General features: G+C 54.8%; 15 protein-coding genes and 1 pseudogene. 7 read left to right on the top strand and 9 right to left on the bottom strand.

What is annotated here, in order from left to right; genetic code table 11:
• Positions 1–117: 117 nt before the first annotated feature.
• Positions 118–2229, top strand: coding sequence for a DEAD/DEAH box helicase (locus ACFQ14_RS13085; protein WP_377213203.1), 2112 nt, complete (start codon positions 118–120; stop codon positions 2227–2229).
• 59 nt (positions 2230–2288) lie between these two features.
• Positions 2289–2738, top strand: a complete 450-nt coding sequence (locus tag ACFQ14_RS13080; protein WP_377213202.1) for a DUF3237 domain-containing protein — start codon at positions 2289–2291, stop codon at positions 2736–2738.
• 13 nt (positions 2739–2751) lie between these two features.
• On the opposite strand, the gene ACFQ14_RS13075 is transcribed toward ACFQ14_RS13080, so the two are convergent.
• Positions 2752–3057 (bottom strand): DUF190 domain-containing protein, encoded by a 306-nt coding sequence (locus ACFQ14_RS13075; protein ID WP_377213201.1) that lies wholly within the window; start codon positions 3055–3057, stop codon positions 2752–2754.
• An 11-nt stretch (positions 3058–3068) separates the two neighbouring features.
• Complete coding sequence (locus tag ACFQ14_RS13070; protein ID WP_377213200.1) at positions 3069–4046, bottom strand: sodium-dependent bicarbonate transport family permease; 978 nt, start codon at positions 4044–4046, stop codon at positions 3069–3071.
• Positions 4047–4164: 118 nt separating this feature from the next.
• Between ACFQ14_RS13070 and ACFQ14_RS13065 the strand changes: the two genes are divergently transcribed.
• The gene (locus ACFQ14_RS13065; RefSeq protein ID WP_377213199.1) at positions 4165–5349 is read left to right on the top strand and encodes a vWA domain-containing protein; all 1185 of its coding nucleotides are present in this window, start codon (positions 4165–4167) and stop codon (positions 5347–5349) included.
• A 3-nt stretch (positions 5350–5352) separates the two neighbouring features.
• Here the strand turns inward: ACFQ14_RS13065 and ACFQ14_RS13060 are convergent, their stop codons facing one another.
• From ACFQ14_RS13060 to ACFQ14_RS13035, 6 genes are all read right to left on the bottom strand, one after another.
• Positions 5353–6048, bottom strand: a complete 696-nt coding sequence (locus tag ACFQ14_RS13060) for a pentapeptide repeat-containing protein (protein ID WP_377213198.1) — start codon at positions 6046–6048, stop codon at positions 5353–5355.
• 22 nt (positions 6049–6070) lie between these two features.
• Entirely contained in the window at positions 6071–7831 is a 1761-nt protein-coding gene (locus tag ACFQ14_RS13055) for an adenylate/guanylate cyclase domain-containing protein (RefSeq protein ID WP_377213197.1), read from the bottom strand.
• Positions 7828–9168 carry an adenylate/guanylate cyclase domain-containing protein gene (locus ACFQ14_RS13050; protein WP_377213196.1) on the bottom strand — a complete coding sequence of 447 codons (1341 nt, stop codon included), beginning with the start codon at positions 9166–9168 and terminating at the stop codon, positions 7828–7830. Before ACFQ14_RS13050 ends, ACFQ14_RS13055 begins: the two co-directional genes overlap by 4 nt.
• Positions 9169–9261: 93 nt before the next feature.
• Positions 9262–10089 (bottom strand): MBL fold metallo-hydrolase, encoded by an 828-nt coding sequence (locus ACFQ14_RS13045; RefSeq protein WP_377213195.1) that lies wholly within the window; start codon positions 10087–10089, stop codon positions 9262–9264.
• Between the two features lie 67 nt (positions 10090–10156).
• A complete protein-coding gene (locus tag ACFQ14_RS13040; RefSeq protein WP_377213194.1) occupies positions 10157–10627 on the bottom strand; it encodes a cyclic nucleotide-binding domain-containing protein in 471 nt (156 codons plus the stop codon).
• Between the two features lie 98 nt (positions 10628–10725).
• The gene (locus ACFQ14_RS13035; protein ID WP_377213193.1) at positions 10726–13494 is read right to left on the bottom strand and encodes an ABC transporter transmembrane domain-containing protein; all 2769 of its coding nucleotides are present in this window, start codon (positions 13492–13494) and stop codon (positions 10726–10728) included.
• A 203-nt stretch (positions 13495–13697) separates the two neighbouring features.
• Between ACFQ14_RS13035 and ACFQ14_RS13030 the strand changes: the two genes are divergently transcribed.
• Together ACFQ14_RS13030 and ACFQ14_RS13025 are read left to right on the top strand one after the other, a co-directional pair.
• A complete protein-coding gene (locus ACFQ14_RS13030) occupies positions 13698–14870 on the top strand; it encodes an acetyl-CoA C-acetyltransferase (protein WP_377213192.1) in 1173 nt (390 codons plus the stop codon).
• A gap of 68 nt (positions 14871–14938) precedes the next feature.
• On the top strand, positions 14939–15739 hold the full coding sequence (locus tag ACFQ14_RS13025) for a glycoside hydrolase family 25 protein (RefSeq protein WP_377213191.1): 801 nt from the start codon (positions 14939–14941) through the stop codon (positions 15737–15739).
• A 3-nt stretch (positions 15740–15742) separates the two neighbouring features.
• On the opposite strand, the gene ACFQ14_RS13020 is transcribed toward ACFQ14_RS13025, so the two are convergent.
• The gene (locus ACFQ14_RS13020; RefSeq protein ID WP_377213190.1) at positions 15743–16411 is read right to left on the bottom strand and encodes a hypothetical protein; all 669 of its coding nucleotides are present in this window, start codon (positions 16409–16411) and stop codon (positions 15743–15745) included.
• 301 nt (positions 16412–16712) lie between these two features.
• On the opposite strand from ACFQ14_RS13020, the pseudogene rpsO reads away from it, so the two are divergent.
• A pseudogene (gene rpsO, locus ACFQ14_RS13015) lies at positions 16713–16925 on the top strand (30S ribosomal protein S15); the annotation flags it as partial.
• A gap of 306 nt (positions 16926–17231) precedes the next feature.
• Positions 17232–20210, top strand: a complete 2979-nt coding sequence (locus tag ACFQ14_RS13010) for a tandem-95 repeat protein (protein ID WP_377213189.1) — start codon at positions 17232–17234, stop codon at positions 20208–20210.
• Positions 20211–20276 lie beyond the last annotated feature (66 nt).

Genomic DNA, 20276 nt, shown 5'->3' with positions numbered 1-20276 from the left:
CAGCGAAAGTTGCGGGCTTTTTCATTTACCGCAGGTGCCCACTTTGCTCCTGCTACCTCTTCCCTTTATGCCCAAGGCACCGTAAGCCTGCCCGCAGCGCCGGAGCGGGTCACATTCATGACACCACGCTCCCCATCAATTGTTGATCGCGCGACCGACCCGAAAGAATTCGACATGACAGACAGTGTGGCCCCCGATCCCGTGGACATTGAATCCACGGATACCGGCCCAACAGACATTTCCGCGCTGGGCATCGCTCCGCCGCTGGCAAAAGCCATAACCGAGCGCGGTTATTCCCAATTGACCCCCGTCCAGTCCGCCATTCTGGATCCCGCCTTGCGCGATGCCGACTTGTTGGTGTCTGCGCAGACCGGCTCCGGCAAAACGGTTGCCTTCGGTATGGCCATTGCGCCCACGCTGCTTGACGGCAAAGATCGCCTCGACAAGCCCACACAACCCTTGGCGTTGGTCGTCGCACCCACCCGCGAACTAGCCCTTCAGGTGAAGCGCGAACTGGACTGGCTTTACGCCAAAACTGGCGCGGTGATTGTCTCCACAATCGGCGGCATGGACATTCGCGCCGAACGCCGTGATCTACAGCGCGGTGCGCATATCGTGGTGGGAACACCGGGCCGCCTGCGCGACCACATTTCGCGCCATGCGTTTGACCCCAAGTCGCTGCGTGCTGTGGTTCTGGACGAAGCGGACGAGATGCTCGATCTGGGTTTTCGTGATGATTTGGAATTCATTCTGGAACAAACGCCGGAGGAGCGACGCACGCTGTTGTTTTCGGCCACCGTTCCTGCGCCAATTATCAAGCTGGCAAAAAATTATCAGCGTGACGCAGTTCGCGTTAGCACGCAGCAGGAGCGCGATCAGCACGGCGATATTGAATATCGTGTTTTGGTCAACGCGCCGCGCGAACGCGAGAACGCCATCATCAACGTGCTGCGCTATTATGATGCTGAAAACGCGCTGGTGTTTTGCAACACCCGCGCCACGGTCAACCACATGGTCGCCCGCTTCAACAACCGTGGCTTTGCAGTTGTCGCCCTGTCCGGCGAATTGAGCCAGGACGAGCGTACCCGGGCGTTGCAGTCTTTGCGCGATGGCCGCGCCAGCGTGTGCATTGCAACAGACGTTGCTGCCCGCGGCATTGACCTGCCAAAGCTGGAATTGGTGATCCACGCCGACTTGCCGTCAAATCCTGAAACACTGCTACATCGTTCTGGTCGCACGGGCAGGGCAGGGCGCAAGGGCGTCAGTGTCTTGATGGCTGAAAACAAGACCCGCGCAAAGGCCGAACGCTTGCTGCGCTTCGCCAAACTGGAAGCTACATGGGCCAACCCGCCTTCTGCAGACGAAGTGAACCTTCGCGACGAAGAGCGTTTGATGGCCGATACGATTTTCACCGATCCTGCCGGGGAACGCGAGCTTGAATTCACCGAGCGGTTGCTGGAACGGTTCACGCCACAGCAGATTGCCACCGCCTTTCTTCGCCAGCGCCGTGCTGAACAATCTGCGCCGGAAGACATTGAGATCGTTTCGGTCAACACGCCGACCAAGCGCAAGTTTGAAGATGGCCCAGCCAAGGGCCAGTCCAAGCAACGGCAAGACTTTGAAAACAGTGTTTGGATGACCCTTTCAGTGGGCCGAAAGCAAAACGCGGAGCCACGCTGGCTCATTCCGCTTTTGTGCAACGCTGGCAATATCTCCAAGCGCGATATCGGATTCATCAAAATCCAGCAGGGCGAAACCCACATCGAACTCGACGCGGAAAAGATGGATGACTTCGTACAATCTATTGGCCCAAAAATGACGTTGGAAAAAAACGTTCGGGTGACCATTCAGGAGAACAAGCCTGAATTTGAAGCCTATGCACCCAATCCGAAATTCAAAAAACCTTACAAGGGTAACTCTGACAACGGCGACGAACGGCCCCGCCCGAAAAAGGCTTATGGTTCCGATAAGCCGAAAAAGCCGTTTAAGGCAAAGGAGCGCAGCACAGAGACGGCCCCGCCTTTCCCTGATGAGCGCAAACCAAAGTCTGAACATCGCAAAGGGCCGCCAGTTGGCAAGCCAGTTGCAGGCAAACCGGCAGGTGGCAAACCCGGCAAGAAGCTGAATAAAAAGGCCAAGGCCCGCTTGGCATTGGCAGCGCAATCCAGCCCGGCAGCAAAACCTACCGCTTCCCCAAGACCCAAAAAGAAGCCGAAAAAAGCGGATTGAAATGATCGGTGGCTTGCTGCTTGAATAGTCAGTCACTCCGCTTAACCGAGACGCTTTGCATGGAAATTCGCCCGCTCTTCAAGTTTCAGGTTAGCGTGGGAGAACCGCACGTGACCCCCGACGGGCCTTATGGAATCCGGCGGTTCATACCCATTCTTGGTGGTTCCTTTGAGGGAGAGCGGCTGAATGGCGCCGTGTTGCCCGGTGGCGCGGATTGCCAACTCATCCGCCCCGATGGCGTGGCCGAACTGGAAGTGCGCTGCACGTTCCAGACTGACGATGGCGTGATCTTTTTGATGAAGGGTTTGGGCATGCGCCACGGCCCAGCTGAGGTTTTGGAGCGCATCGCTAAGGGTGAACCGACCGATCCGAGCGAATACTATTTTCGCGAAACCATGATCTTCGAAGCTCCGGCGGGCAAATACGAGTGGCTCAACAAACTACAAGCCATCGGTACCGGCGAGCGGCTGCAAAGCGAAGTGAAAATCGATTGCTGGGAAATTCTGTAGAACGGCTCTGATCCTAGAAGCGCTCAGGCCGCATCACCGTCACATCGCTTATCGTGATGACTCCCACATGTTCGCCCAACAGGCTGGACATTTGCTCCAGCGCTTTTTCCGCTGTTTCAGCATCGCAAATCGACACGATCATCACCATGTCGCGGCTGCCCGAAATATCCTGATCGCGCTGCCATTTATTGCCGTTGCCGTATCCCGCCAGAGCAGGAATGACCGTGTAGCCTGAGACGTTTACACTCTCGAAAATACGTCCAGCCCGTTTGTAGGCCATCTTCTCGATGATAAGTTCAATGCGTTTGCGGGTATGCATGGATCAGGCTCCTAGCCGGTCACGAGAGTCGCCAGAGCGATGTAAAATGGAATGCCGATAGTGACGTTGAACGGAAACGTGATTCCGAGCGACAGTGTGAGATAGACCGACGGTTTCGCCTTCGGCAATGCCAAGCGCATGGCGGCTGGCACGGCAATGTAAGATGCCGATGCCGCCAGCGTAATCAGGATCGCCGCATCGCCGGTGCTCATGCCGATGGCCCAGGCAACGGTTGCCGTGATGAGCGCGGAGACAATCGGCATGTAGAGGCCAAAGGCGATGGTGCCGATATCCAATTGCCGCCAGCCTTCACGCAGCCCGCGCCCCGCGGCAAGGCCCATATCCAGCAGGAAGAGGCACAGCACCCCTTGGAACGGTGTTACGAAGAACGGTGCCACTTTCACCATGCCCTCCGTGCCAACAATCCAGCCGATCAATAACGCACCCACCAGCACAACCACCGAAGCGTTCAACAAAACTTCGCGCACCAATTCGCCCCGTTCAGACCCCGCAACTGGCCCCTTGGTTGCGCCGTATCGTGCGGCAAGGAACAGCGCGGTAATAATCGCTGGCGTTTCCATCAGCGCTGCAACTGCCACCAAATGGCCGGACGCCTGAAAGCCTGCCAGCTCTACCGCTTCACCGGCGGCAACAAATGTAACGATGGAAATTGAGCCGTAGTGCGCAGCAGCAGCTGCAACATTGGTGATGTCCAGCTTGCTCGACGCGCGCAACAGAAAGAACGCGACCATGGGTATGAAGAACGAAAGCCCGATACCGGCAGCAAACACCAGCGCGATTTCACCCGTCATCGGGTTCTTCGCCATTTCGACCCCGCCCTTCAGACCAATCGCCATCATCAAATAGATTGCCAAGCCTTTGGCAAAAGCTTCGGGGACGTTCATTTGCGAGCGGAACAGCGCCGCCACGAGACCCAAAATAAAGAACAGGATAATCGGCGACAGGATTGTTGAAAGAGCAGCTTCCATGCGTGCAGTAGTTCCTGTTCCTCAGTAGTGCGTTTATCTGTGCTAGCGCCGCATAAATTGCAAGACGCCGCATTTGCCGCCCTTGGCGCATCCCATACGGTTTGCTACGCCTTTACCCATGTTTACGAACCTTTTTTACAGCCTCAAAGAGGCCAAGGTGCCCGTCACCCTTCGCGAATATCTCACGCTTCTGGAAGCGATGGAGAAGGGCGTTGCCATGTGGGACGTCGAGGAATTCTATTTCCTCGCACGCACAGCCCTAGTCAAAGACGAGCGCAACATCGACAAATTCGACCGCGTCTTTGCTGAAGTCTTCAAAGGACTGGAAGCGGTTGCAGGTGTTGATGCCGTGGACGAGCAGCAGATCCCCGAAGAATGGTTGCGCCGCATGGCTGAAAAGCACCTCTCGGAAGAGGAAAAGAAACAGATCGAAGCGCTGGGCGGCTGGGAAAAGCTAATGGAAACCCTGCGCGAGCGCTTGAAAGAGCAGGAAAAGCGCCACCAGGGCGGTTCAAAATGGATTGGCACAGCCGGCACATCGCCTTTCGGCGCATATGGTTACAACCCAGAGGGCGTCCGCATCGGCCAAAAGGAAGGCCGCAACCGTTCAGCAGTGAAAGTGTGGGATAAGCGCCAGTTTAAGGATTTTGATGACAGCGTTGAGCTTGGCACACGCAACATTAAAATCGCGCTCAAGCGCCTGCGCCGCTGGGCGCGCGAGGGCGAGGCGGAAGAATTTGATCTCAATGGCACCATCCGTGCGACCGCCGAGCATGGTTATCTTGATGTTAAAACGCGCCCCGAACGACGCAACGCGGTTAAACTGCTTCTGTTCCTAGACGTTGGTGGTTCGATGGACGGCTATATCCGGCAGGTGGAAGAACTGTTCTCCGCTGCCCGCGCCGAATTCAAACACATGGAATTCTACTATTTCCACAATTGCCCCTATGAGGGCTTATGGAAGGACAATTCGCGGCGCTACGGCGAGCAGATCGACACGTGGGATGTGCTTCGCACATATGGCTCCACCTACAAGGTCATTTTCGTGGGTGACGCCGCCATGAGCCCGTACGAAATTGTCTATCCTGGCGGTTCGGTGGAACACTGGAACCCGGAATCCGGCGAAGTCTGGCTGCGCCGGATCACCGATCAATTCCCATCAAGCGTCTGGCTAAACCCCGTCGCCGAAAAGGGCTGGCGCTATACCCAGTCCACCGCGATGATCCGCGAATTAATGGCCGATCGAATGTATCCGCTAACCCTTTCGGGTATTGGGGATGCGATGAAGGAATTGACGCGCTAAAACCTATTCTTCAGCACAAGGCCAGTCGGCGGGTTTGGTTAGGCCTGCTGGCAAAACGGTTTTGTCATCGCCACAGGCAAGATCGATTTGTGATTGTTCAAGGCCGACCGCCTTTGACAGATCGACGCCTTTGAAATCCGTCAGATACAGCCAGCTTTTCTGAAAATCGGTGCCATCAATCAAAGCGCCGGTGAACACGGCCCGGGAAAGGTTGGTGAACCCCAACATCGCTGAGGTAAGGTTCGTATCGTTGAATTTGGAGCGGCTAAACTCCGCCTTGCTCATGTTTGCTTCGGTGAAATTTGAGCCGGTGAAGTTTGACCGGAAAAGCAGCGCTTTTGTCAGATTGGCCTTGGTAAAATTGGCCTGTACGAATTGCGCCCGTCCTCCCTCAGCCTGGGTCATATTGGCTTCGGTGAAATCTGCCTGTGTGGCTAGAACCAGTGTCATGCGGGCGCGCTCAAACCGGGCACCGAGAAACTTTGCCTGGCTCAAATTTGTGCTTGTTATATCGGTCTTTGAAAGGTTGGCGCCGCTCATATCGTTTTCGGTAAGAACCAATCCGCTCTTGCGACAACCGGACCAATCCACATTTGGAATGGGAAAATCTGAACACCCTGCTTCTGCTGGCGTCGGCGTGAGCGCATGTGCGCCGCCCATTGCTGCTGCCGCCACTACCATAAGGCCAAATTTCTTCATTGTTTCCACCCTTTTGAATGTCTCATTGCACAGCCGCCTGCGCTTTAGGCGTTAAGGTATCACCCACGAGTTGATCAATAGTTAGGCCGTCGAGCGCAAATATATCGAGTTCTTGTTCACGTCCACGAATTGCAACGTGCCGACCAGCTTTCTTCGAGGGTTTGATACCTGCAAGCTCTGCCGTTTGCGCAGAAATGCAGGCAAGCGTGCCGTGCACTTTCGTTTCCGCTTCCAGACGGCTGGAGGTATTGACCGTGTCACCAATAGCGGTGAGTCCGCGCGATGCGCCGTAGCCCATATCGCCCAGCACGACCGGGCCGGTATGGACGCCGATGCCAATGCGAAGCGGTGATGGCAGGTCGCGCTCCAGCCGCTCGTTGAGTTGCTCCAGTCGACGGCTCATATCAGCTGCGGCTTGCAGCGCTTGAAGAGATGCTTTCTCAGGCGTTGTTTCGATCCCGAAAATTGCCATAAGGCCATCGCCCAAGAATTTGTCGATACGCCCTCCATGAGCTTCGACCGCCTGGCCCATTTCTCGCGAAAACTGATTGATGAGATAGACAACATCAAAGGGCAGACGTGCTTCTGCCGTTCGGGTGAAGTTACGGATGTCGGCAAAAAGAATGGCGACGGTGCGCTCCTGTCCTGTAGCCCAAGGCGTGCCCGATCGAGCGTTCAGGGCAGAGGCTTCCCCTGGCAACAGGCGCATGATCTGAATGTCGTATGTTGGGCGCAACTGACACGCTAAGCGCACGTTTTCCGGCGCATTGACCCTCTCCAAGACCCGACGTTCCGCCTCACTGGGCGGCTCTAACGCGCCATCAGCGCTAACAATCTGCACGCGGCAGGTGGAACAGCGCCCCTTGCCACCACAAACACCCGCATGGGGGACGTTGGCAAACCGCGAAATATCGAGCAGCGTTGTCCCAATCCGCTGTCGCACCACCGGCCCGTCCATATAGTCTACGGCAATCATGTTGGCCCTTCGGGCGGAGTAATTTCGCAAAGCCCGCACCGCGAAAACGCCACCAAGCAGTGCAAGCAGCGTGTAAAGCGCAATATCGGTATCACGTCCAATCAACTCCCAAACGCTATCATCGCTGAGGTTTAGCTGGGCGTAATATTGCTCGAGCCATTCGCCTGAGAGTGATAAGGGTGCAATCTCCCGACCCGCGCTTAGGAAACCTCCAAGAGCGGCAGTCGGCAGCAGTGTGGCGCAGATCAGCAGCGTCATGCGCATATTGGATGTGTAGAAGCGCTTTAGTTGCAACCACATATGCATGCCGATACAGCCATGCACCCATGCCAGCACGAGCCCGGCGCTGTTTAAGATACCGTTGAGCGGCGTGTAGACGAAAGTTGCCAGGATCACATAAGCGTAGCTGTCGTTGATGCCGTATATCTCGTGGGCATAGCGTGTGCCCATGATGTGCGTGACCATGAGTGGAGGAATGAGCAGTCCGAAGACAAGCTGCGTCCATTCCCGCGCGGGCATTTTCAAGCTGCGCCGCTGATAAACTTGCCACAACGATGCTCCCATGTGGGCAACGAGCGCCGCATAAAGCAAATAGCCAAACGGGGTGGCGCGCACGGTCCATGCCAGCCAACCGCCAGCGACACTCATCATTTCTAGCGAGAAAAGACCGATGGAATGATTGATGAAATGCCAGACGAGATAGATGAAGAGAACCAGTCCGGAATAGAGTCGCATCGCATGCAAATTAATTCGCGAAAGCAGGCTGTTTCGGCTTTGTGCCACAACGGGTGGGTTGCGTTCGTTCATGCGATGACCACCAAACTGACGGCCTCATCAATGCCGGAAATGGCTTGGTTTTTCAGTACTGCATGACCGGGATCGCGGTAACCCTGTGCAATTGCGGCTTCCAAAGTCGGCACATCGCAAAGGGCGTTCGTATCGACCGCCTTGTTGTGCTTTTCATATTTGGCAGAACGGTTGACGGTCGCGCCGATCACAGTGAATTCCAGCCGGTCGCCGGAGCCAACTGCACCGTGGACAACGGGCCCGGTGGCAATAGCAAGATTGATTTTCACGTCTTTTGACGGACCTTTCCAAGCGTCCTTGCCAAGGAAAATATCGCGGGCGCATTGCATGGCATCAAGTGCCGCACGATCTTCGCGCTCTTCAAGCCCGAACACAGCCATAATGCCGTCGCCCATGAATTTATCGACCACGCCACCGTGATTGTGGACGATGGGAACCAATCGCTCTTGATAGTCTGACAAAAGCGCCATCGCCTCCTGCGGCTCCATTGTGGCGACACGGTTGCTGAAGCCGCGAATATCTATGTTCATGATCGAAAGGTTGAGCCGCTTGCCTTCGCCGGCCTTGATCTCCTTGTCCGCGTCACGGATCTGATGAGCGATATCGCCTGGCATGAAACGGGCAAGAGAACTCGCCGCCTGGGCTTCCGCAATCGCGGTTACGAAGAAAGAATTGGCCCGATAAACGCCCAGTGCAAGGATTGTTGTGAACATCCCCAGCGACAACATTTTGTCGACCTCTGCCCCAATCAGCACCGTGTTGCTGGTCAGATAGGTCACGTAATCGCGGGTAATCATGCTGTCATAGGGGTCAATCTGGGTGACGATGAGCACGAGGATAATCCAGCTCAAGATACTTGCCACACCCGCCGCTAGCACATGGCGAAAATCAAACCGAAGTGCGCGAATGGCGATGAGCACGAAATAGAGCATGAAGGAAGGGGACTTCAGCGAGAAAGACGCTGGCTGCTCGTATTGGATATGGAAACTGAAGATCAGATAGGTCAGCAGTGCCATGTCTACGATGATGGAAACGAACAACACCCATTGGGGCAGTTGCCGCCGCGCTGCGAAGCCCAAGGCGACCAGAGTAAAGACAAAATAGCAGCCCAGCACGAGCGGGACTTGAGACGCCAACTGCGTATCGCCCTTGGGTGAGAGCAGAAATACAATGCTCATTGCGACGACAACAAACAGTTGGATGATACGGACGAGAACTTCGCTCAGTTCTTCATTCTGTCGAACAATCGCAAGCACGCGTTCGGGTAGCCTGTGCCCGTTACCCTTGCTGGAGATAGACGTTAGCGCCTGTGAGATGCCATCTCGGGTTGTGTTCACATCATCGGTCCGCTTTGCTGGTAAAAGAGAGGTAGGCAATTGTGGGACATGTCTGCCACTGGCACGCTAGCGGAATGCGCGATCACGCACCTCTCACAAACGTATCACCAGCCCCTCCCGGGCCATCTTGGTTCTTTTAAACTTACGCTTCGCCTGTTCAGCGATCTTGTCCAGCGCCTTGTCGGTGCGGCTGGGGCGGTGATGGAAGGGCACATAGCGCTTCACACCCGCTTCCTTACAAATGCGAATTCCGTGCTGCCACGTTGAATGGCCGAAATTTGCGAACTTCGGGAATTCTGCGTCGGTGTAAGTCGCGTCATAAATCATCAGATCTGCATCGCGCACAAAATCCACGATGGTCTGATCGACAACTCCGGCAATATGACAAACGTCAGATATCAAACACGCTGTGCGACCCTGAAACTTAACCTTATAGCCCACGCATCCATCGTGATGGTTGAGCGCCAGCGTATCCACAGTCACGCCGCGCACGGGCTTCAACCGATCTTCCGGTTCGAAATCGTGATATTTGATTTTCGCCGAAAACACCTCCGGCCCAACCGGAAAATACGGCGGTCGCATATAGTCAGCTATCATCCGCTGGGTTTTGTTCTTGCCCTGCAAGTGCCCCGACCAGATGTCGATCTTGGCCTTGGGGTAAAAGAACGGAGAGAAGAACGGCATTCCGGAAATGTGGTCGTAGTGGCAATGTGTGAAAAACAGATGCATCCGCTTGGCATCTTCTTTCATCAACTGATTGCCGAGCAGACGAAGGCCGGAGCCAGCATCAAAAATCAAGATATTGTCTCCACAGCGCATCTCGATACAGGCAGTGTTTCCGCCGTACTTTTTGTGCGCGTTGGAAGACGACGACATAGAGCCGCGCGAACCCCAGAACTTGACGGAAAACGTATCGGGCAAAACTTAACTCCTGCTCGGTTGTGCCGCGAGGGTGGTTTCGGTGGGGCTAGCTTTCAACGTCAAAGGATTATCCTGCCTTCAATCGTTGAATTTCCTCGTTCGCTTCCGAAAGGTCTTTCGTCGTTTTGGCAAGGCGCTGCACCAGCTCTTTCAAAACAGACATGGCAAGCGCTGGCGTGTCGTTGATAAGTTCGTTGAGGTGTTCTTTGCGAATGCGCAAAGCCTCCATCGGCGAATTTGCCTTAACTGTAGCCGTCCGTTGGATGTCGCACAAAATAGCCATATCACCGACGAATTCGTTGGGGCCGAGCACGGCCACCTTGCTGACCGTATCGCCTGTGGTGACGAGAATGTCGGCCTCACCAGAAATCACGACATAGGCTGCATCCGCTTCATCGCCTTGCTCAAACAATACTTCGCCTTCTGAATACGACACGCGGTCGGACGCGAAAGCCAGCAGCTTCAATTTGTTTGCGGCTAAATTAGCAAACATTGGAATTGAACGTAAAAGATCAACTTCGTCTTGCAATTTGCTCATCGCGTATACCCCTTCACATTATTTTTCACCGTTTCAGCCACTTCGCGCCATGCGGCACATTTGATCATTAAAATTGATTGTGTGGCAAAAACCAGCATTCATGTCACCAGCCGCGTGAACCGCGTTCCTTCAACCGCAAGTTCTTCCGGCGTGCCATCTTCGACCAGTGTCTGACGGTCATACACCAAAACCCTATCAAACTGTTTGGCCAGTGACGGTGTGGCGAGCGCCCAATAGATGCCGAATGGACGCTGATTTGTCTTGCCGCGGGCCCGCTCCAGAACGTTTTTGATCAGCCGTTCCTGAACCCGTGTGTCCAAACCGTTCAGACCACGGTTCACAATCAGCATGTCAGCGCCCTTTAGCAGCGCACGCGCAAGCACAATACGTTGGCGCTGGTTCTCTGTGAGCCTTTTACCGCCCGCTCCGATGTCGAATTCCAGCCCGGCGCGGAACATATCGTCTTCCAGACCATTTTCTTCCAACAAAGTGCGGATTTCTTGCTGGATGCGCTCCATTGCGACGGACGAGCCATAGACCACACGACCGTAGAGGATGTTGTCCTGAACCGAGTTGAGTTGGTTATAGGCGTCAATGTTGTAAATGCTCAAACGCTCGCGCATGTCGTCTGGCAAATCCTGATGAAATGCCTTGCGCGCCTTGAGGAAGCGCTCCTGTAACGCTTCATCCAGCAGTCGCAGGCGGTTTCGGGGTTCGATGTAACCAAAGGGAAGCTGCATCAGCATTTTGCGGTCAAGTTCTGAGACGCCCTCGAACCCCTTTTCCCGCGCTCGTGCAAGAATTGGCGGATAGGCTTCCAACTGCTCGGGCGTCATAAAGTTTAGCTGTTCGAAGAACGGGTTGTCGGGTGACAAGTCTGCGAAGAGTTCGATCGCCGTTTCCGCCAGTTCCACGCCCATCTTATAAAGTTCGCGGTCCAAGCCTTGCGAGTGCAGCACTTCCATGAGGTGAGCGTTGTCGGCGATGTTGGCCATCGACACATCGTCATCTTCAATCAACGTGCCGAACAGCAAGTTCTCTGCAATGGTTGCTTGAGGATTGAACCGTTCCCAATCGAATAATTCGATATACTGCGCAAGATCAGCGTCCTCGACGCGAGCGCGGAACTTCTTGCGCATCTGAATCAATTGCCCGCACAACGCTTCGTCCTTCTTTGGGTCGAGCAATTGCCGCATCGCCAGTTCGTAGACGGTCTGATCAAGCTCCACGACCGTAAGCACATCGCGCACTTTTGGATAAACCTCATCGGGACCGGAAATACCCATCGCGTCGTAATCCACCCAGTCGGCGTAGAAATCGAGTAGCGTATTGCCCGATGCTTTTGCCTCAACCTCTTCGCGCGGGTGCAGCCTAAACTCTTCCGTATCCGGCCGCGTGCGCAAAGGCGCGTGCTTGGTCACATAGAGCATCGTTTCCAGCAAGGTGGATTGAGGCAGATAGGTATCGCTGCCCACATAAGCGAAGCGGCGGCCGCGCACGCGCTCTGGCAGGTCTTCAACGCGCTTGCCGCCAATCGTCATCCGGCCCGATGTCGGCTCATAAAGTCCAGCAAGCGTGTTCGCCACAGCGCCTGCGCCGGAACCAAGCGGACCGATCGCGGCGGTGATGCTGGTGACGGGCAGGGTGAAGTCGGCGTCCTCAATCAACACCGATCCGGTTTCGTCAATCACGCTCAAATTGGAGACCAGAATATCGCCGGTGATCGGCGGGACGGGCTCGTCAGAATTTTCCTGCATGCGGGCATCGGCGACGCCTTTGACGTTAAACTGCTCAACAATCTGTGCGTATTTGATGTTGATATCGACCCGCTTCTGATCCCACATGATCAGCCCGTTGATGGGCGAGGGAAGATCTTTGTAAGCGTTGATGACACCGATCAACTGGCCCACGTTCAGCGTGCCGCGAATGGCGAAATAGCCACCCACCACGTAGAACAGAAATGGCGTGAGTTGGGCGAGGAAGTTGTTGATGAATTTGATGAAAAACTTCCGCTGATAAAGCTCGTAACGAATAAAGAAAATCTTGCCCAGTCGGTGCGAAAGTTCTGCTCTCTCGTAGTTGGAAGTGTCGTTGACCCGCACCGCAGTGATCGACTCCACAATCTCGCCAATCCGCCCTGAAAGCAGCCGAGCCGTGAGTTGTCGCATGCGGCCCAGTTCCAGCACGCGACGACGAAGGTAAGGGATGAGGGTCACCTGAATGGCGATAATGCCGACAGCGATCATTCCCAGCCAGAACGAATTGGTGAGAATAAAGATAAATGCCACAAGCGCTTGCCCGCCCAAAAAAGCTGGCTGCACAAACGCATCACCGATGAATTCGCCAAACGGCTCCACCTCGTCTTTCACCATAGAGGCGACTTCAGAGCCTTTGACGCGCCGGAATTGATTGATGGGAAAGCGCAAAACGCGGTCTACCAAATCATAACGCATGCGCCGGAGCATGCGTTCGCCCAAGCGGCCCTTGTAGGTGTTGATGTAGAATTTGAAGAGGCCGTTGATACACACCAGCGCTAGAAATGCCGTGCTGAGCGCGATGAGATAGGGCCAGCGCTCTAGAGTGAATCCATCGAAAATTTTCCACGTAGTGCCACCGAGAAAGTCTGGGAGGCCCAAAGACAGTTCAAGAAATTGCTTGGTCGCGTTGGGTTGCTCGAAGCCGATGCCTTGAATTGGCTCGTTGATAATCCGAACGGGCAAATTCAAGACCATGAAATAGGTTGGCATGGACGCCAAGATGACGAACAGAATCCAAATTTGTTCCGGTCGCGTTTGCTTCCAGACATAGCGAAGCAGGTTCTTGTCCAGCGGTTTGTTCGCTGCTTCGTATGGATCGACCTTGGACACTCGTTGAACCCGTCGCCTGACCGTGGGCTGAAAATGATAGAGCAGCGATATGTACCGGAAAGTGACGAAAGTCACACTACGCGCACCGCCCCAACGAAAGTTCGCCCGATTTACGGTTGAAGACGTGTCACTTATTGCGTTTCATGGCAAATACAGATTTCAGGTTTTTATCTCGATTCCTCTCAGAAAGGCTATCAAAGCCAATGTCCGATATCGTCATCGTATCCGCCGCTCGCACGCCTGTTGGCTCTTTCAATGGCTCGCTTGCCGCCGTGCCCGCCCATGAATTGGGCCGCACCGCTATTGAAGCTGCGCTTGCGCGCGCTGGCGTCGAGCCAGGCAGCGTGGACGAGGTTATCTTGGGCCAAGTGCTGACGGCGGGGCAGGGGCAAAACCCCGCGCGCCAAGCTGCAATGGCAGCCGGCATCGCAAAAGAGGCATCTGCTTGGGGCATAAACCAAGTCTGCGGCTCCGGCCTGCGGGCGGTTGCCATTGGTATGCAGCAAATCGAAGGGGGCGACGCGGACATTGTCGTTGCTGGTGGTCAGGAAAGCATGTCGCTTTCGCCCCATTGCCAACATCTGCGCGACGGAAAACGCATGGGCGATTTCTCGATGATCGACACGATGATCAAAGACGGCCTGTGGGACGCTTTCAACGGCTACCACATGGGCGTTACTGCCGAGAACGTCGCAAAGAAGTTCCAGATTACCCGCGAAGTCCAAGACGCATTCGCTACAGCTTCCCAAAACAAAGCCGAAGCTGCGCAAAAGTCCGGCAAATTCGAGCAGGAAATCGCACCGGTTACCATAAAGACCCGTAAGGGTGAGACGGTGGTGAGCGAAGATGAATATATCCGCCACGGCGTCACCCAAGACGGCATTGCCGGTATGCGTCCTGCCTTCGACAAAGAAGGCACGGTCACGGCTGCGAACGCTTCCGGCATCAACGATGGCGCAGCCGCATTGGTGCTTATGAGCGAAGCGCAGGCGGCAAAGCGCGGATTGACCCCGTTGGCGCGCATTGCATCACGGAGCACCGCCGGAGTTGATCCATCCATTATGGGCACTGGCCCCATTCCTGCATCCCGCAAAGCGCTGGATAAAGCAGGTTGGAAAGCTGCTGATCTTGACCTGATCGAAGCCAATGAGGCGTTTGCGGCGCAGGCTTGCGCGGTCAATCAGGAAATGGGCTGGGACACAGACCGCGTAAACGTCAACGGTGGCGCCATAGCCATCGGCCACCCGATTGGCGCTTCCGGCGCCCGCATTTTGGTGACACTGCTGCACGAAATGCAGCGGCGGGACGTGAAGAAAGGGTTGGCCACACTGTGCATTGGTGGTGGCATGGGTGTTGCGCTTTGCGTCGAACGTTAACCGCGCGTTAACCATGAACCCGCACTGCTAAGCAAGGACCCAATCAAGCAGGTAATAGACGCCGCATCATGATGAAACTGATCCGCCTTTTGCCAGTCCTCGCTGCTGCTGCCTGCACAACGAGTGCAACGCTTGAATCGGTAGCCAACGAGTACGCAATCCGAAATGCGGGCGTCTACGGTGTTTCAGCCTTCGGCGATGCCGATCCGGTCAAAATTCGCGGTAAGCAACCCGGTGACTTTGCGATCCACGGGACTGATGTCTCGCGTCACAACAAGGCCGTCGACTGGAAAAAGGCAAAGCGCAACGGCATTGAGTTCGTTTTCATCAAGGCAACTGAAGGCGGCGACGATCGCGATCCGTCATTCCGAAAGTATTGGGCAGGGGCCGCCCGTGCCGGTGTTGAACGCAGCGCTTACCACTTTTATTATTTCTGCGCCTCGCCCGAAAAGCAGGCCCGCAACTATATGGCAGCCGTTCCCAAGCGTGAAAGCTCACTGCCGCCCGTTCTCGATGTGGAATGGAACCCCAAATCGCCCACCTGCACCAAACGCCCGCCACGTTCGGAAACGGTTGATGTGCTGGGTCGCTGGCTTCGCATGATTGAAGCTCACTACGGGCAAAAGCCGATCATCTACACAACTGTAGACTTCTATGAGCACACATTTTCCGGAGGTGCGTTGCCCGGCTACCAATACTGGCTGCGCTCGGTGACCGCAGAGCCGAAATATAAATACAACCGCGGATGGGTGTTTTGGCAATATTCGGGAACAGGTCTCGTACCCGGCATGGAAGGCATCGTTGACCTTAACGCCTTCAAGGGAAGCCGCGCGGAATGGACCCGCTGGGTCGCCGCCAACAAGCGCTAGGCGTTAGAAGCGTTTGCGATAACCGAATGTTATGTAGTTAGAGCCACAGCCCTCGCAGCCGAACGCACCGCTTGCGCTGGAGCGGTGGTGCAAACGCAGCACCAACTCGTCATCGGGATTTGAAGGCGCCGAAAACGTTATTTCGGGCGAAAAATAGTGCAGCACATGTTTGGTGTTGCCGACCTTGGTCTCGTTGTTTTCGTACGCAGTCTTTTCCGTTGAATAGTTCAAGCCGACAGAGGCCGCTACGGTGGTGCGGACAATGTGGTTCCACGGAAATTCATCATAGCGCCCGTAAGCTGCAGCCCAGATTTGACCGGATTCGTCTGGCGATTCCCCAAATTGGTAGCCAGCACCCGCTTCCAACTCGATGGTAAAACCGGAAGCCCAACCGTCAAATTCGTAGACTCGTTTGTTCAGAGCCACACCAACAAAAGTGGTGCCGGTTCCATCAATACTCCCCGATGGAATGACGATATCGGCCAACTCAGCATCAACCATAGGGCCGCCGAACAGCATGATGGACCACGCTTTTTCGCTCCGCGCGCCGAGAAACTCGCCGCTTACTTCTTCGGCAGAAGCATACATCGGAACAGCGCTCATCAAAGCTGCGCCCAGTGCAAAACCGGTCATTGCGTGGCGCAAAAAGCCTGATTGCGTGTCGATTGCCACAGTAGAGAATCCCCGTTCAGCGTCCGCCTTCAGGTCGAAACCGATTCAACCTTCGCGCGTGTCATGTCATAAAGTTAATCTCAGGCGCAAGCCATCATCCCAATGATGCGGCAATTGGTTAACAGCAACAATTGGCCGCAAAACACCAATAACACGATGTTACCTGCTACTTTGATCTTGCAAATCTTGATTATTGGCTCTAGTCATCCTGCGCTTTCGTAAGAATGCTTAGATCACGGCCTTTGCTGGACGACATCCCGGCCCAGGCGTCTTTTCCTCCATAGCTGAAAAGGAGTTTCCGATGTCGATTACTGCTGAGCGTAAAGCTGAATTGATCAAAGAATATGCTATCAAAGAAGGCGATTCAGGTTCCCCGGAAGTCCAAGTTGCCATTTTGACGGAACGGATCAAAAATCTCACTGACCACTTCAAGGATCATGGCAAGGACAACCATTCCCGCCGTGGACTGCTGAAAATGGTCGCAACGCGCCGTTCGCTGCTTGATTACACAAAANATTCGGTGCAGAATTTTAGAGGCCGCCTGACGAACAGTCAGGCGGCCTTTTTTGTTTCATCAATAGTTTTGTCTGTGTTGGGCAGTGCCGTTAAACATGACTCTGGGTTTTCAAAAAAACGAATGATTAACCATTAAATCTGCCTTGACCAACTGCGCACGATGATGTGGGTTGACGTTGCGGCAAGAACTTGGGCAGGCGCTTTCAACTGCGAAATACAACTCTGCTCAATAGAAACTTAGACATGGCGGGCTGCAATGCTTTCAGGCTGGCGCACGCTGATCATCACTCAGGGGCAAATTTCTATGCGCGACAATGTTAATGGTACGGACCGAAGCGAATTCATATTTACTGGCAATGGCCGGGACACAATCAACGCAGGCGGCGGCAACGACCTCGTCTTTGGCGGCAGCGGTCGAGATACTATCGATGGTGGAGCGGGCAACGATCTTATCTCCGGCGGTAACGGCGCAGACGAAATAGATGGCGGCTCTGGTGACGATCTTATCTTTGGCGGCCGTGGAGCTGACAATATCAAGGGTGGCGAAGGAGATGATCTGATCTTCGGTGGTCGCGGTGCGGACACCATCGAAGGTGGCGCTGGTAATGATGTGGTGTTCGGTGGCCGAGGCCGCGACACACTCATTTTCACAGCTTCTGAGGATGCCGGCGAAGACATCATGATCGGTGGCCGAGGCCGCGATACGCTGGTGTTGCGCCTAACGCAAATTCAGCAGAACGATGCTGCAATTCAGGCGGATCTCGCAGCCTATGCCGATTTCGTGTCGGCCCGCAGCGGCGGTCTGTTCACGTTCGCATCGCTTGGCTTGACAGTTGATCGCATTGAGAACCTCGTTATCGAAACTGTTGGCGGGCCGATTGAGCCGGTGAACAACGCTCCTGTCGTATCTGGCGCTGTTGATCTGGGCGAATTGCAATTCGGTCAAAGTAACTTCTTTAATGAGGGAACTCTGCTGGGCAACACTACCGACGTCGATGGTGACCAACTGACCATTACGGCAATCGAAGCCTCCAGCGGCACGATTTCAGCCGACGACGACGGTTTCGTTTATGCGCCTGCTGATGAATTCTCTGGTCCGGTAACACTCACATACACCGTGTCCGACGGCACGGATTCAGTAACGGCGACGGCAACGTTGACCATCCTTCCTCAGGAAGTTGTCAACAGCGCGCCAATGGTGATTGAGGAACTCAGCGATCTTGCGCCAGAGGTCGATGAAGACGGATTCGTGGCTGGTCGGATTGCCGCCAACGACGATGATGATGACGCACTGACATATTCCATCTCGTCGCAGCCAGAAAATGGCGAAGTGAGCATCGACTCAACAGCTGGCACATTCACCTACACGCCGGCGCCGAACTTCAACGGCACAGACAGCTTCACTGTTTTGGTCGATGATGGCCAAGGCGGCGAAGTAGAGCAGATTGTGGACGTAAACGTACAAGCGGTGAACGACGCGCCAGTTGTCGTTGCAGAAGACAGCACCCTTGCTCTTTCAACGAATGAGGATTTCGCAGCCACTGGCTCGATCATCGCAACGGACGTTGATGGTGATCCGCTAACCTTCACCATTGCAGCGGACGCAACCAACGGCACGGCCGTAATCGACAGCCTCACAGGTGAGTACACCTACACGCCGACTGCAGATGCCAATGGCACGGACAGCTTCACGGTCTCAATTTCTGACGGTGAAGGCGGAGTGACTGAACAGATCGTGACGGTAGAAGTAGCGGCCGTGAACGACGCACCTGAGGTCAGCGGTCCGCTCACCTTGGATAACGGTGTGGAAGATGTGGTCTATTCGGTGACAGACGCGCAGCTTCTTGCGAACGCCGCTGACGTTGATAGTGAGACGCTGACGATTCAAAATCTGGTCGCGGTTGGCGCTACCGTCTTCGGAACCGATGATGGCTACGACCTAACGCCAGATGCGGATTTCGATGGCGAAATCGTCTTGACCTACGAGGTCACCGACGGTGAATTTGCAGTCACAACATCGGCAACCATCAACCTGACACCAATAAACGATGCACCTGTTGGTAACGACGTATCGTCTCCCATAGGCCTGGCGGAGGGCGAACTGGCTGACTTTGTTTTGGCCGGCGAAGTGCCGGAATTCGGACCGCTGGCAAGCGATGTGGATAATTTCCTGTCATCGACAGCTTTCAGCCTAACGGGCGTAACTCTGTCGTCGCAATTCGACGAAATACCGGCGACCGCATCGCTCGAAGAAGCGGGCATCACCTATTCCTCCAATACCGGCGCCTTGTCCGTTGACGGCAGGTCGGAGATTTACAACCAACTTCCGCTTGGTGGCGAGCTGCTGATCAATGTCGGTTTCAACGTCACAGACGGTGAATTTTCGGATGACGCAAGCTTCAACTTCACACTGACAGGCCAAAACGATGCGCCTGAAATCGACGAGGAAGCTTCTGATCTGTTTCTCGAAGTAGGCGATGGTGAAGTGGGGCCGCCACCAAACACGCGGTTCGCTCTTGAAGGCAGCAGAGACGGTGACGATTTTGATCCGTTCCCGGGCGGTCCCGTGAGTGGGCGCATCGTTGCTACCGATGCTGACCTTGGCGATACGCTGAGCTATGAAGTGGATTTCGAGAACGGCAACGGCCCCAGGTTTGGCCAAGTTGGTTTCTCTGAGACGAACCCGAATGTGTTCACATACTTCCCACCCGTCGAAGTAGATCCTCGAGATGACGACTTCTTGAACGATTTTAATGTCGGTCGCTTTGGCGACGAAGTGGTCTTGGTGGAAGGTAGGTTCGATTACTTCACTATCATTGTGACAGACAGCAATGGCGCCACTGACTCCATCGAAGTCACAGTCGAACTTCCCGGCGGCGGCGGCGGCGGTGACGGTCCTGGTGGTCTCAATGTGCTGGGCACATCGGCGAACGACGAACTGATCGGAACATCGGCTGACGAGTTCTTCCAGGGTTTTGCAGGTGATGATGTTATGACCGGCAACGGCGGGTCCGACTTCTTCTTCTTCAATATCTTCTCGGAGGACGGAGTCGGCCAGAATACGATCACCGACTTTGTCTCTGGTGATGATTTGATCCTCGTTGAACCTAACGATATCAGCGAATCCCAGATTTTTGAGTCGGGAGTTCAGAACGCTGACGGTACGTGGACCTATCAGATTGGCGGACCAAGCCAGACTGTTACTGTTGGAACACAGCTTGAATCGACCGATATCGCCCTTAGTTTCGCTCCGTTCCCAATTGACGATCCCATGCCGTTCTAGGCTCCTAAACACGTGCGAAATCGAAACACCCCGTCGGGCAAAGGCCTGGCGGGGTGTTTTCGTTTC

The organism is Pseudahrensia aquimaris (genome assembly GCF_042676045.1).
GTDB lineage: Bacteria > Pseudomonadota > Alphaproteobacteria > Rhizobiales > Rhizobiaceae > Pseudahrensia > Pseudahrensia aquimaris.
This window is presented reverse-complemented; position numbering and strand designations above follow the sequence as displayed.